Source organism: Streptomyces cyaneus, from assembly GCF_004028635.1.
Classification (GTDB): Bacteria; Actinomycetota; Actinomycetes; order Streptomycetales; family Streptomycetaceae; genus Streptomyces; species Streptomyces cyaneus.
On record NZ_RQJW01000008.1, the window covers coordinates 243812 to 256422 of the forward strand.

The 12611-nt window shown below is 72.3% G+C and carries 12 protein-coding genes; 9 read left to right on the forward strand and 3 right to left on the reverse strand.

What is annotated here, in order from left to right; all coding sequences use genetic code 11:
• The first annotated feature begins 181 nt into the window (after positions 1-181).
• Genes EHO50_RS29410 through EHO50_RS29420 form a run of 3 tightly spaced genes read left to right on the forward strand, consistent with a single transcriptional unit; the run spans position 182 to position 2849 of the window.
• Entirely contained in the window at positions 182-1951 is a 1770-nt protein-coding gene (locus EHO50_RS29410) for a CocE/NonD family hydrolase (protein WP_181449720.1), read from the forward strand.
• 57 nt (positions 1952-2008) lie between these two features.
• Entirely contained in the window at positions 2009-2263 is a 255-nt protein-coding gene (locus EHO50_RS29415) for a LapA family protein (protein WP_128434234.1), read from the forward strand.
• 19 nt (positions 2264-2282) lie between these two features.
• A complete protein-coding gene (locus tag EHO50_RS29420) occupies positions 2283-2849 on the forward strand; it encodes a GNAT family N-acetyltransferase (RefSeq protein ID WP_128434235.1) in 567 nt (188 codons plus the stop codon).
• Between the two features lie 15 nt (positions 2850-2864).
• Here the strand turns inward: EHO50_RS29420 and EHO50_RS29425 are convergent, their stop codons facing one another.
• Positions 2865-3212 (reverse strand): VOC family protein, encoded by a 348-nt coding sequence (locus EHO50_RS29425; protein ID WP_128434236.1) that lies wholly within the window; start codon positions 3210-3212, stop codon positions 2865-2867.
• Between the two features lie 150 nt (positions 3213-3362).
• On the opposite strand from EHO50_RS29425, the gene EHO50_RS29430 reads away from it, so the two are divergent.
• Both EHO50_RS29430 and EHO50_RS29435 read left to right on the forward strand, forming a co-directional pair.
• Positions 3363-3884 (forward strand): phage holin family protein, encoded by a 522-nt coding sequence (locus tag EHO50_RS29430; protein ID WP_128434237.1) that lies wholly within the window; start codon positions 3363-3365, stop codon positions 3882-3884.
• Positions 3884-4927 carry an SDR family oxidoreductase gene (locus EHO50_RS29435; RefSeq protein ID WP_128434424.1) on the forward strand — a complete coding sequence of 348 codons (1044 nt, stop codon included), beginning with the start codon at positions 3884-3886 and terminating at the stop codon, positions 4925-4927. The genes EHO50_RS29430 and EHO50_RS29435 overlap by 1 nt, the downstream gene beginning before the upstream one ends.
• On the opposite strand, the gene EHO50_RS29440 is transcribed toward EHO50_RS29435, so the two are convergent.
• Together EHO50_RS29440 and EHO50_RS29445 are read right to left on the reverse strand one after the other, a co-directional pair.
• Positions 4924-6015 (reverse strand): enolase C-terminal domain-like protein, encoded by a 1092-nt coding sequence (locus EHO50_RS29440; RefSeq protein WP_128434238.1) that lies wholly within the window; start codon positions 6013-6015, stop codon positions 4924-4926. The genes EHO50_RS29435 and EHO50_RS29440 overlap by 4 nt on opposite strands.
• A gap of 19 nt (positions 6016-6034) precedes the next feature.
• Positions 6035-6991, reverse strand: coding sequence for an LLM class F420-dependent oxidoreductase (locus EHO50_RS29445; protein WP_128434239.1), 957 nt, complete (start codon positions 6989-6991; stop codon positions 6035-6037).
• A 255-nt stretch (positions 6992-7246) separates the two neighbouring features.
• On the opposite strand from EHO50_RS29445, the gene EHO50_RS29450 reads away from it, so the two are divergent.
• The 4 genes from EHO50_RS29450 to EHO50_RS29465 are packed head-to-tail and all read left to right on the forward strand — an operon-like array spanning position 7247 to position 12563.
• A complete protein-coding gene (locus EHO50_RS29450; protein ID WP_246101549.1) occupies positions 7247-9400 on the forward strand; it encodes an NAD(P)/FAD-dependent oxidoreductase in 2154 nt (717 codons plus the stop codon).
• Entirely contained in the window at positions 9397-11244 is a 1848-nt protein-coding gene (locus EHO50_RS29455) for a transketolase (protein ID WP_128434240.1), read from the forward strand. The genes EHO50_RS29450 and EHO50_RS29455 overlap by 4 nt, the downstream gene beginning before the upstream one ends.
• On the forward strand, positions 11241-12170 hold the full coding sequence (gene ligD / locus EHO50_RS29460; RefSeq protein ID WP_128434241.1) for a non-homologous end-joining DNA ligase: 930 nt from the start codon (positions 11241-11243) through the stop codon (positions 12168-12170). The genes EHO50_RS29455 and ligD overlap by 4 nt, the downstream gene beginning before the upstream one ends.
• Before the next feature lie 60 nt (positions 12171-12230).
• Positions 12231-12563 (forward strand): gas vesicle protein GvpO, encoded by a 333-nt coding sequence (locus EHO50_RS29465; RefSeq protein ID WP_128434242.1) that lies wholly within the window; start codon positions 12231-12233, stop codon positions 12561-12563.
• The last annotated feature ends 48 nt before the right edge of the window (positions 12564-12611 follow it).

The window sequence follows — 12611 nt, forward strand, 5'->3', positions numbered from 1 at the left end:
GTCCCGTCGTGTGCCCAGATCCCCAGGGCCTGCCGCCGAATTCCCCTCTGCTCGGCGACGCCCGGCACGCGCATCTGCGGCGTTGTCGTCAGTCGCCGACGCTCCGCGTCGACTCCCTCCTCCGCCTTGCAGCTGCACGCACCGGACGCCGCCGAGCCCGCCCTTCGGGCGGACGAGGGGAATTCGGCGGCAGGCCCTGGCCCCACTCGCTCTCGTCCTCGGCGCCACGCTCACCGCACCCCTCGCCCTCACCGCTCCGGCCGCCGCCGCGACCGGCCAGTTCACCGTCACCGCCCTGAAGTTCACCGTCCAGGCAGGCGGCCGTACCTGCACGGTCGACGCCGACCTGTACCGGCCCGCGGGCGTGGACCGCGCCCACCCCGCGCCCGCCGTCCTCGCCACCAACGGCTTCGGCGGAAGCAAGTCCGACGGCTCGACCGACGCCATCGGCAAGGCCTTCGCCCAGCGCGGCTACGTCTCCCTCGTCTACTCAGGGCTCGGCTTCGGCAAGTCCGGCTGCCTGATCTCGCTCGACGCCCCCACCATCGACGGCGTCGCCGCCTCGCGCCTGGTCGACTTCCTGGGCGGCAGACGCGCCGCCGACGACGGCACGAAGGCCGACTTCGTCACCCTCGACGCCCCCGGCGACCCACGCGTCGGCATGGTCGGCGGCTCCTACGGCGGAGCCATCCAGCTGGCCACGGCCGCGGTCGACCAGCGCCTCGACGCGCTGGTGCCGATGATCACCTGGAACGACCTGGCGTACTCCCTCGACCCGAACAACGCCATAGGCAGCGCCGGCGTGCCCGGCGCGTTCAAATGGCAGTGGGCCAACGGCTTCTACCTCATCGGCGAGGGCCAGCCCCTGCTGGAACCGAGCCTCGACCCCTCCCGCATCAACTCCCTCGCCTGCCTGCACTTCGTCACCAAGGCCTGCGACACCGTGCGCACCCTCAACTCCGGCCGCTACCCGGCGAAGCAGACCGCCGACCTGCTCGCCTACGCACGCAGCGTCTCGCCGGTGTCGTACCTGAACCGCGTCAAGGCACCCACCCTCCTCGTCCAGGGCCAGGCCGACAGCCTCTTCAACCTCAACGAGGCGACGGCGACGTACAAAACCCTCAAAGCCCAGGGGACACCGGCCAAGATGATCTGGCAGTCCTGGGGCCACAGCGGCGGCATCACCGCCCCGGCCGCCGGTGAACTCAACCTCGGCCAGGGCAACTTGGAGACCAGTTACGTCGGCCGCCGCATCCTCGCCTGGTTCGACCGCTACCTGGGGAAGAAGAACGTCGACACGGGACCCGCCTTCGCCTACTACCGCGACTGGATCACCGACCCCGACGGCACCTACGCCACCGCCGACCGCGTCCCCGCCCCGACCCGGACGCTCTACCTCTCCGGCGACGGCAAACTCGTCGACAACCGCAGCAAGGTGGCGCGCGGCAGCCGCACCTACTCCAACTGGCTCGTCTCCACGAGCCATTCGGAGAGCTCGCTGTACGGGATCCTCGGGCTGCCGGACCCGGCGCCGTACGACACCCAGGGCACCTACCTCGGCTGGACCAGCGAGCCGCTCGCGCGTACCACCGACGTCGTGGGCGCGCCCCGGGCCACGCTGAAGGTCGTCTCCCCGAAAGCCGAGCGGACCCAGCACTCGGGGGACGCCGCCGACAAGCTCGTCCTGTTCGCCAAGCTGTACGACGTCGCCCCCGACGGCAGCAGGACGCTGGTGCACCGGCTGGTCGCGCCGGTGCGGGTGCCCGACGTCACGAAGAGCTTCACCGTGACCCTGCCGGGGATCGTGCACCGGTACGAGAAGGGGCACCGGTTGCGGTTCGTGATCGCCGCGAGTGACGACGCGTACTTCGGGAACCGCGGGATCAAGCCGGTGACGGTGGTCAGCGCACCCGGGGACACGGGGGTGCTCCAGCTGCCGGTGATCGACTGAGGGCCCCCGCGGGCCACTCACCGTGCGGGAGCGCGTCTTGGGGAGCATCCTTGTCATATGGCCGCGAAGACGTCGAAGATCGGTGGGAAGGCCGGCGGGCAGTGGGCCGGCCTGCGCGAGGCGCTGACCCCTGCCAGGGTCGCCGTCCTGGTGCTCGTCGCCCTCGCCCTGATCTTCATCTTCGAGAACACCCGCAAGACCGAGATCCGGCTGCTGATCCCCTTGGTGACGATGCCGCTGTGGCTGGCGCTGCTCGCCACGGGCGTCGTCGGAGCGCTGTTCGGGGCGTTCTTCATGAGGCGGCGCCGCTAGCGGGTCGTAGGCTGGCGAAATGCCGCACTCCGCGTCCCGTTATCTCGCCGAAGGCCCCCGTGTGGGCCTACGCCACTTCACCTACGAGGACGGTGGCGAGTTCACCGCGCGTGCCCGGGAGAGCAAGGAACTGCACCAGCCGTGGCTCTTCCCGCCGGACAGCACCGCGGCGTACGCCGCCTACGCCGGGCGGCTGATCGAGGATCCGACCAAGGCGGGGTTCCTGGTCTGCGAGAAGGACGACGGCGGGGGCATCGCCGGGTTCATCAACATCAACAACATCGTCGCGGGCGCCTTCCAGAGCGGCGCCCTCGGCTACGGCGCCTTCGCCCACGCGGCCGGGCGGGGCCTGATGCGCGAAGGCCTGGACCTGGTGGTGCGCCACGCCTTCGGGCCGATGCGGCTGCACCGGCTGGAGATCAACGTCCAGCCCGCCAACACCGCCTCGATCGCCCTCGCCCGCGCCTGCGGCTTCCGCCTGGAGGGCTTCTCGCCGAGCATGCTCTTCATCGACGGGGCCTGGCGGGACCATCAGCGGTGGGCCGTCACCACCGAGATGCGGACGGCTCCGCCGGACGGTCCGTGATCCGCCGTGGGTGGATCAGCCCTGCCGGTCCACGTACTCGTAGATCGCCCCGTCCGGATGCATGGCGATCAGATTGCGGCCCACCGGCGTCGCGACCGGACCCGCGATGATGTGCGCGCCCAGCTCGCCGAGCACCTGGTGGGCCTCCTCGACGTCCTTGACGGCGATCGTCGCCGCGACCTTGCGCAGCACCTCCAGCTCGGCCTCCGGACCGCTCATCAGCAGGAAGCAGCCGATCGCCGCCACCTGCACGCCGCCGCGTTCGAAGCGGAGGGCTGTGCCGCCCGCGAGGCGCTCGTAGAAGGGGACTGCCCTCTCCAGGTCGTCGACGCAGACGCGCAGCGTGGTTCCCAGGATGTCCATGCGGACGAGCCTAGTTGGGGCCGCTCGGTCAGGGAGATCGTTTCACGCGATCCCCTCACGCGATCCCCTCACTCCGGCGGCGGGTTCACGCCCCGGTACGGGGCGTCACGGAGCGCGTTATGCGTACGCGCGTACGGGTACTCGGCGGCCATGAACCGCTTGGATCATCTTGAGCACCTGGACAAGCAACTCGTCGACGAGCTGGCGCAGGTGGCGCGCGAGACCGTGCGTGACGAACTGCGCGAGCAGACGCGCAGGCAGCGCCGCCGGGCCATGCTGTACGCCGGCTCCGGCGCCGTCGCCCTGTACGCGGGCGCGTCCCTCGCGCTCGCCCTGGGGCTGGGCCTCGCCACCGGGCTGCCGGACTGGGCCGCCGCGCTGATCACCGCGGTCATCCTCGGCGTGGTGGCGTATGTGCTGCGGGGCGTGGCGCGCCCGTCGGCGTCCCGGCCGACGCCGGAGCACGAGGCCGAGTTGGCCGCCGCCCATGGACGCACCGTCGGCGGCACGGCACCGGCCGCCCCGCCCGGCGGGCTCGGCCTGCCGTACCCGCCGATGCCGGCCGGTCCGCCCGGGACGGCAGTACCCGGCGCGGTGACACCGGACATGCCCGATGCGCGGACGCCGCATCCGGACGACATCGACCCCGAGCAGCCGCACCACCGGGCATGATGCGTGTGCGCAGGCCGTGGGAGGGCGCCCGGCCGGGGCGCGGCAGGGTCGTCGTGGTCACGGGGGCCAGTGGCGGCGTCGGCCGGGCCGCGGCCCTCGCCTTCGCCACGCGGGGCGACCGGGTCGCCCTGCTGGCCCGGGGCCGCGAGGGCCTCGCCGGGGCGGCGGACGAGGTGCAGCGGGCCGGCGGTGAGGCCCTCGTCGTGAGCGTGGACATGGCCGACGCGAAGGCCGTCGACGACGCGGCGCAGAAGGTCGTCGACGCGTTCGGGCGCATCGACGTCTGGGTCAACAACGCCTTCGCCGGGATCTACGCGCCGTTCACCGAGGTCACCCCGGACGAGTTCCGGCGGGTGACCGAAGTGACGTACCTGGGCTATGTGTTCGGCACCCGGGCCGCCCTGCACCACATGCTGCCGCGCGACCGGGGCACGATCGTGCAGGTCGGGTCCGCGCTCGCCTACCGGGGGATTCCGCTGCAGTCGGCGTACTGCGGCGCCAAGCACGCCATCCAGGGCTTCAACGAGTCACTGCGGTGCGAGCTGCTCCGCGAGGGCAGCCGGGTGCGTACGACGATGGTGCAGCTGCCGGCGCTCAACACCCCCCAGTTCGACTGGGTGTTGAACCGCCTCCCAGGGCGGGCCCGGCCGGTGGCGCCGGTGTACCAGCCCGAGGTCGCCGCGCGGGCGATCGTGCATGCGGCGGGGCACGGGCGACGGCGGGAGTACTGGGTGGGGGGCTCCACGGTGGCGACCCTGATGGCCAACGCGGTCGTTCCCGGCTTGCTCGACCGGTATCTGGCGAGGACCGGCTTCGAGGCACAGCAGGACGAGGGCGAGCAGACGGGGCCGGGGAACCTGTGGACGCCGGCGGACGGCGCGCGGGGGCGGGACTTCGGGGCGCACGGTCGTTTCGACGAGGAGTCCCATCGGGGCAGCTCACAGGAGTGGCTCTCCCGCAATCGTGGCAGGGTGGGGCAGGCACTCACGCTCGGCGCCGGTGTTCTGGCGGCACGACGGCTGACCCGCCTGGCTCGCCGCTAGGCGACCCGGTACTCCTGTACCTCCTCCGCCCTCAGCGTCAGCCCGTGGCCGATGCCGTGCGTCGGGGTCACCGTGCCGCCCGTCGGGTCCAGGGCGCCGTCGAAGAACATGTCCTCCACGCGGACGTGGTCGTGGAACCACTCGATGTGCCGGAGGTTGGGGATCGCGGCGGCAGCGGCGGCGTGGGCGTGCGGGGCGCAGTGGGCCGAGACCTGCAGGCCGTGAGCCTGGGCCAGGGCGGCGGCGCGCAGGAAGTCGGTCAGGCCGCCGCAGCGGGTCGCGTCGATCTGGAGGCAGTCGACCGCGCCCGCGGCGATCATGCGGGCGAAGTACGGGAGGTCGTAGCCGTATTCGCCGGCCGTGATGTCGCACGGCAGGGCGTCACGTACCAGGCGCAGGCCGGTCAGGTCGTCCGAGGACACCGGCTCCTCGAACCAGCCGACGCCGTGCTCGGCGAGGGACCGGCCGACACGGACCGCCTGCTTGCGGGTGTAGGCGCCATTGGCGTCGACGTACAACTCGGCCTCGGGGCCGATCACTTGGCGTGCCCCTTCGACCCGGGAGATGTCGCGCAGGACCGCACGGCCCCAGTCCTCGCCGATCTTGATCTTCACGCGCGGGATGTGCTGGCCGTGCACCCAGCCGTTCAACTGCGCGGCCAGATGCTTGTCGTGGTACGTCGTGAACCCTCCGCTGCCGTAGACCGGGACGCGTTCGCGGCAGCTGCCCAGCAGCCGGGCCAGGGGCAGTTCGAGGAGGCGGGCCTTGAGGTCCCACAGGGCGATGTCCAGCGCCGAGATCGCACAGGCGGCGACGCCCGGGCGGCCCGCGTTGCGGATCGCGCGGGACATCGCCTCGTGCACGGCCGGGATGTCCAGGGCGCTGCTTCCCTCGACCAAGGGCGCGAGGTGGTCGCGCAGGAAGTCGCCGACCGCCGCCGGGCCGTACGTCCAGCCGGTGCCGGTCGCGTCGCCCGCAGTCACCTCGGCGATCACCACGGTCGTGGAGTTCCAGGCCAACGTGCCGTCCGCCTCGGGGGCGTCGGTGGGCACCGCGTAGACGGAGACGACGGGAAGGTGGAGTTTCATCGCGTGGGCCCGCCCCTCGTCACCGCTGCAGCTGCGGCAGCACCTTCGTACGGTAGAAGTCGAAGAAACCGCGCTGGTCGGGGCCGATCTGGCTGACGTAGACCCGGTCGAAGCCCGCGTCGGCGAAGGCGTTCAGCTCGGACAGGTGCTCGTCGATGTCGTCCCCGCACACCGTGTTCTCGCTCACCATCTGCTCGGTGACCAGCGGTTCCAGCTGCTCGAAGTGGCGCGGCGAGGGCAGGATCTGGGCCATCTCGCCGGGCAGCAGCTGGTTGGACCACAGTCGGCGCACCGTGCGTACGGCCTCGTCGCGGTCGGTGCCGTAGCAGACCTTCGTGCCGCCCATGACCGGCTTGGCGTGCCCGCCGCCCTTGCGGAACTGGGTCACCAGCTCCTCGTCCGGCATCATCGTGATGAAGCCGTCGCCGACCCGGGCCGCGAGCGATGTCGCCGCCGGGCCGAAGCCGGAGATGTCGATCTGGACCGGCTCGTCGGGGACCGTGTAGAGGCGGGCGTTCTCCACCCGGTAGTGGGCGCCGTAATGGCTGACCTCCTCGCCGGTGAACAGCCGGCGCATGATCAGGATCGCCTCCTCCAGCATCTCCAGGCGTACGCTCGCGGGCGGCCAGATATGGCCGAGGACGTGCTCGTTGAGGGCCTCACCGCTGCCGACGCCGAGCCGGAAACGGCCGTTCGTCATGACCGCGGAGGTCGCCGCCGCCTGCGCCACCACCGAGGGGTGTATCCGCACGGTCGGGCAGGTCACGGCCGTCTCGATCGGCAGCGACACCGCCTCCGAGATCGCGCCGATCACCGACCACACGAACGGGCTCTCGCCCTGTGCGTCGTTCCACGGGTGGTAGTGGTCCGAGATCCACAGCGACTGGAATCCGGCCTGTTCCGCCATCCTCGCCTGCTCGACGAGTTCGGCGGGACGGAACTCCTCGCACGCCAGGAAGTAGCCGTACTCGGGCATGGGGACACCTCCGGGACTGCCGCGTCGAGTCAGCGGCGGGAACGGGTCGCCGTCCGGGTACCCGGCGGCCCGGCGGGAAACCGGGCCGGCACACGGCTGTCCGGGTCGGTGTGCCGGAAACCGGCGTCGGCCCGGGGCGACGTTTGGCGGCCTTGACCAGGGGGACGCGGAAGGCTCCCGAGGCACGCGACGGCGAGTGAGCCGGAGGCGCGTGCCCAAAGGCGCATGAGCCATCAACAACGTCGGAGGCCAACCGTGAGTCGACCCCGCATCGTGATCGTCGGCGCAGGATTCGCCGGGTACCGGGCGGCCCGCACCCTGTCCCGGCTCACCCGGAACAAGGCCGACATCACCCTGCTGAACCCGACCGACTACTTCCTGTATCTGCCGCTGCTGCCCCAGGTCGCCGCCGGCATCCTGGAACCGCGCCGGGTGACCGTCTCGCTCTCCGGCACCCTGCCCCATGTGCGGCTGGTGCTGGGCGAGGCCGACGCCATCGACCTCGACGGGCGCACCGTGCACTACACCGGCCCGGAGGGGGACGGCGGGGCGCTGGCCTTCGACCGGCTGATCCTCGCCGCGGGCAGCGTCAACAAGCTGCTGCCCATCCCCGGCGTCGCCGAGCACGCGCACGGCTTCCGCGGCCTGCCCGAGGCGCTGTATCTGCGTGACCACGTGACCCGGCAGGTGGAACTGGCGGCCGCCGCCGACGACCCCGAGAACTGCTCGGCGCGGTGCACCTTCGTGGTGGTGGGCGCCGGGTACACCGGTACGGAGGTCGCGGCGCAGGGCAAGCTGTTCACCGACTCCCAGGTGCGCAAACACCCCCTGCGGGCAGGCATACGGCCGCGCTGGCTGCTGCTCGACATCGCCGAACGCGTCCTGCCCGAACTGGACGAGCGGCTGTCGCGCACCGCCGACCGTGTGCTGCGCCAGCGGGGCGTGGAGGTGCGGATGGGCACCTCCGTGAAGGAGGCCACGCACGGTGGAGTGCTGCTGACCGACGGCGAGTTCGTCGACACGCGCACGCTGGTGTGGTGCGTCGGCGTACGGCCCGATCCGCTCGCCGAGTCCCTGGGGCTGCCGCTGGAGCGGGGCCGCCTCCTTGTCGACCCGCACCTCCAAGTGCCGGGCCGGCCCGAGGTGTTCGCCGCCGGGGACGGGGCCGCCGTGCCCGACCTGGAGAAGCCCGGCGAGTACACGCCGATGACCGCCCAGCACGCCTGGCGGCAGGGCAAGGCCGTGGCCCACAACGTCGCCGCGTCCCTGGGCATCGGGGAGCGGCGCGCCTACCGCCACCGCGACATGGGCTTCGTCGTGGACCTGGGAGGCGTCAAGGCGGCCGCCAACCCGCTCGGCGTCAACCTGTCCGGCGTGGCGGCGGGCGCGGTCACCCGCGGCTACCACCTCGCCGCGATGCCCGGCAACCGCATCCGCGTCGCCGCCGACTGGCTCCTGGACGCCGTACTGCCACGCCAGGCCGTGCAGTTGGGCCTCGTGCGGGCCTGGTCGGTACCACTGGACACCGCGTCACCGGAGGTGGCCCGGGTGCCCGGGCGGGCGGAGAAGGAGGGGGAGCGGGGAGGGGCGAGCCGGCCTGGTGGCGAGGCTGCGACGGGCCGGGCTGGTGGTGAGCTTGCGGGGAGCCGGTCTGGTGGTGAGCCTGCGAAGAGCCAGCCCGGTGGTGAGCCTGCGAGGAACCAGCCTGGCGGGGAGCCTGCGAGGAACCAGCCTGGCGGTGAACCCGCGAAGAGCCAGCCCGGCGGCGAGCCCGCGAGGAACCAGCCCGGCGGCGAGCCCGCCAAGGGCTCCGGACCAAGGCCCGCCGACGCCGCGGGGCCAGTCGAGCATGCCCATGCCGCCAGGAACCCCGGAGCTGCTGGCGCGGGCGGGGACCCGGCCGCCGCGAAGCGCTCCGAAGCGCCGAGCCCCGCAGACCACCCCGATGCCGTTGAGGCCCAGGACAGCAAGCGCTTCGGCGCGCCCCTTTCCGTACGGCGCCCCGATGCCGTGAAGGGTGGCGGGGCGTCACGCCGGGGCGGTCGCGCCGGCACCCCCGAGAAGGCCGAACCCTCCGACCCCGTCCAGGACCCCGACGCCGCCAAGCACGCCGAGCCCCCTGGCCCCGTGAAGCGGCCTGATCTCCGGCAGGGCGGCGAGGCGGGTCCTGGCTCTTCCGCGGGCGGCGAGCCGCGTCCCGGGACCCCGGCAGGCAGCGGCCCCCGCCCCAGCGCCCCAGCAGGCCCGCGCCTCGGCACCCCCGGCGGCGGGGAGCCATCCACCGCCACCCCCACCACCCCCTCCACCGGCGAACCACCCCCCGGCACTCCCTCCATCCACAAGCCCCGCCCCGACGCCCCCACAGCCCCCGAACCCCGCTCCCACAACCCCTCGGAAGGAGCCTCATGAACACCGCTGAACTCGTCGAGCTCGCCCAGCAGTTGCGGGTGGACAGTGTGCGGGCCTCAGCTGCGGCCGGGTCGGGGCATCCGACGTCGTCGATGTCGGCCGCCGATCTGACGGCCGTACTCCTCGCGAACCACCTTCGCTACGACTTCGACCGGCCCGCCCACCCCGCCAACGACCGCCTCGTCCTGTCCAAGGGGCACGCCTCGCCCCTCCTGTACTCGGCCTACAAGGCGGCGGGCGCCATAGAGGACGGCGAACTGCTCACGTTCCGCAAGATCGGCAGCCGTCTCGAAGGGCATCCGACGCCGCGTCGGCTGCCGTGGCTGGAGACGGCGACCGGATCGCTCGGGCAAGGGCTGCCGATCGGGGTCGGGATCGCGCTGGCCGGCAAGCGGCTGGATCGGGCCGGGTACCGGGTGTGGGTGCTGTGCGGGGACAGTGAGCTCGCCGAGGGGTCCGTGTGGGAGGCCGCCGAGCACGCGGCGTACGAGCATCTGGACAACCTCACCGCGATCGTCGACGTGAACCGGCTGGGCCAGCGCGGCCCGACCCGGCACGGTCATGATCTCGACGCCTACGCCCGCCGCTTCCAGGCCTTCGGATGGCACACCATCGAGGTGGACGGGCATGACGTGGACGCCGTCGACCGGGCGCTCGGGGAGGCGCGGTCCACCAGCGGGCAGCCCACTGTCGTCCTCGCCCGCACGCTCAAGGGCAAGGGCGTCCAATCCGTCCAGGACCGCGAAGGACTGCACGGAAAGCCGCTGCCGGACCCCGAGGAGGCGATCGCCGAGCTCGGCGGCCCCCGCGACATCAACGTCCGTGTCCACGAGCCGCCCGCCGCCCGCATGCTGCACGCCGTCCCCGCCGGGCACGTCGAACTGCCCCGCTGGGAGAAGGGGGAGGAGGTCGCCACGCGGAACGCCTACGGCGAGGCGCTCGCCGCCCTCGGCAGCGGTCGCGGTGACGTCGTCGCCCTCGACGGCGAGGTCGGCGACTCCACCCGCGCCGAGTTCTTCGCCAAGGAACACCCGGACCGCTACTTCGAGTGCTACATCGCCGAGCAGCAGATGGTCGCCACCGCGGTGGGGCTCGCGACGCGCGGCTGGGTGCCGTACGCCGCGACCTTCGCCGCCTTCCTCACACGCGCGTACGACTTCGTGCGCATGGCGTCGGTCAGCGGCGCCGACATCAACCTCGTCGGCTCGCACGCCGGCGTGGCGATCGGGCAGGACGGGCCGAGCCAGATGGGCCTGGAGGACCTGGCGATGATGCGGGCCGTTCACGGCTCGACCGTGCTGTACCCGTGCGACGCCAACCAGACCGCCCAGCTCGTCGCCGCCATGGCCGGCCTGGAAGGCGTCCGCTATCTGCGCACCTCGCGCGGCGCGAGCCCGGTCATCTACGGCCCCGACGAGGAGTTCCCCGTCGGTGGCAGCAAGGTGCTGCGCTCCAGCCCCTACGACCGGCTGACCGTCGTCGCCGCCGGCGTCACCGTGCACGAGGCCCTCGCCGCCGCCGACACCCTGGACCGCGAGGGCATCCAGGTCAGGGTCGTCGACCTCTACTCCGTCAAGCCCGTCGACCGGGCCACCCTGCGCCAGGCCGCCGAGGACACCGGCTGCCTGCTCACCGTGGAGGACCACCACGAGGAGGGCGGCATCGGCGACGCCGTCCTCGACGCCTTCCTCGACGGGCGCCCCGTGCCGCGCCTGGTGCGCCTCGCCGTCCGCATGATGCCGGGCTCGGCGTCCCCGGACGAGCAGCTGCACGCGGCGGGCATCGACGCCGCATCCATCGCCGCCGCGGGCAAGCTGCTGGTGGAGGAGGCCGTCGTACGATGACCGGCGACGACGCCACGAGGAAGGTGCGGGCCGGTCGCCGTACGGTCGAGGTCAAACGCATCGACAAGGTGCTCTTTCCCGGTGGCGGCGGCGCCAAGGAGTACACCAAGGGCGACCTCATCGACTACTACCGGTCCGTCGCCCCGTTCATGCTGCCGCATCTGCGCGGCCGCCCCCTGATGCTGGAGCGGCTTCCGGACGGCATCGACGGGCCGAAGTTCATGCAGAAGAACACCCCGGAGAACTACCCGGAGTGGATCACCCGTGTCGAGGTGGCCAAAGAGGACGGCACCGTCTGTCACACGGTCTGCGACGACACCGCCACCCTCGTCTTCCTCACCGACCAGGCCTGCCTCACCCTGCACCGCTGGCTCTCCCGCACCGACCGTCTCGACCGGCCCGACCGGTTGGTCTTCGACCTCGACCCGGCCGAGGACTCCTTCGCGCAGGTCAGGGAGGCTGCCGGGCTGCTCGGCGAACTGCTCGACGAGCTGGGGCTGCCCTCGGCGCCGATGACCACCGGATCGCGCGGGCTGCACATCGTCGTACCGCTGAACGGGCACCACGACTTCGACGAGGTCAGGGAATTCGCCAAGGACGTCGCCGGCCTGCTGGAGTCGGCCCACCCGGACCGGCTCACCACCGCCGCCCGTAAGAAGGACCGCGGCGACCGCCTCTACCTCGACGTGCAGCGCAACGCCTACGCCCAGACCGCCGTCGTCCCCTACACCGTCCGCGCCCGGCCCGGCGCACCCGTCGCCACGCCTCTGACCTGGGCCGAACTGGACGACCCGGACCTGGACGCCCGCCGCTGGAGCATCGCCGACGCCGTGGAGCACGCCCGCACCAACCCCTGGGCCGGGCTGCTGGACCGGGGCCGCGCCCTCGGACCGGCTCGGCGCCGGCTCGACGCACTGCGGGGTTGAAGAAGCCGCCCCAGAGGGTTTGGCCCGCGCCTTCCTGGCCACTCGGCGCAGGAGGCGCCCATGAATGATTCACAGAACACACCCAAGTCATCCAGACGGCAGACGGGCGGGGCGGACAAGCAGCCGACCCCCATGGAGATCCTGCGTCAGGCACGGAGCCAGCTTGCCGAACTCACCGGCATGAACGCGGAGACGGTGTCGTCCTTCGAGCAGACGGAGGACGGCTGGACGCTCGAGATCGAGGTCCTGGAACTGGTACGCGTCCCCGACACGATGAGTCTGCTGGCGAGCTACCAGGTCGATCTCGACCCCGAGGGGCAGCTCACCGGGTATCGGCGCGTGCGCCGCTACGAACGTGGCCGTTCCGACGCACACAGGCCCGGCGGTCGGTAGGCCGCCCGCCCACCCCAAGCATCCCGTCATGAGACAAGGAGGAACGGT

What these genes read in the sequence shown, in the direction of transcription:
- EHO50_RS29415 (WP_128434234.1), top strand. Translation starts at nt 2,009, where the DNA reads ATGGCCGCGAAGACGTCGAAGATCGGTGGGAAGGCCGGCGGGCAGTGG.
- EHO50_RS29420 (WP_128434235.1), top strand. Translation starts at nt 2,283, where the DNA reads ATGCCGCACTCCGCGTCCCGTTATCTCGCCGAAGGCCCCCGTGTGGGC.
- EHO50_RS29425 (WP_128434236.1), bottom strand. Translation starts at nt 3,212, where the DNA reads ATGGACATCCTGGGAACCACGCTGCGCGTCTGCGTCGACGACCTGGAG.
- EHO50_RS29430 (WP_128434237.1), top strand. Translation starts at nt 3,363, where the DNA reads ATGAACCGCTTGGATCATCTTGAGCACCTGGACAAGCAACTCGTCGAC.
- EHO50_RS29435 (WP_128434424.1), top strand. Translation starts at nt 3,884, where the DNA reads ATGCGTGTGCGCAGGCCGTGGGAGGGCGCCCGGCCGGGGCGCGGCAGG.
- EHO50_RS29440 (WP_128434238.1), bottom strand. Translation starts at nt 6,015, where the DNA reads ATGAAACTCCACCTTCCCGTCGTCTCCGTCTACGCGGTGCCCACCGAC.
- EHO50_RS29445 (WP_128434239.1), bottom strand. Translation starts at nt 6,991, where the DNA reads ATGCCCGAGTACGGCTACTTCCTGGCGTGCGAGGAGTTCCGTCCCGCC.
- EHO50_RS29455 (WP_128434240.1), top strand. Translation starts at nt 9,397, where the DNA reads ATGAACACCGCTGAACTCGTCGAGCTCGCCCAGCAGTTGCGGGTGGAC.
- ligD (WP_128434241.1), top strand. Translation starts at nt 11,241, where the DNA reads ATGACCGGCGACGACGCCACGAGGAAGGTGCGGGCCGGTCGCCGTACG.
- EHO50_RS29465 (WP_128434242.1), top strand. Translation starts at nt 12,231, where the DNA reads ATGAATGATTCACAGAACACACCCAAGTCATCCAGACGGCAGACGGGC.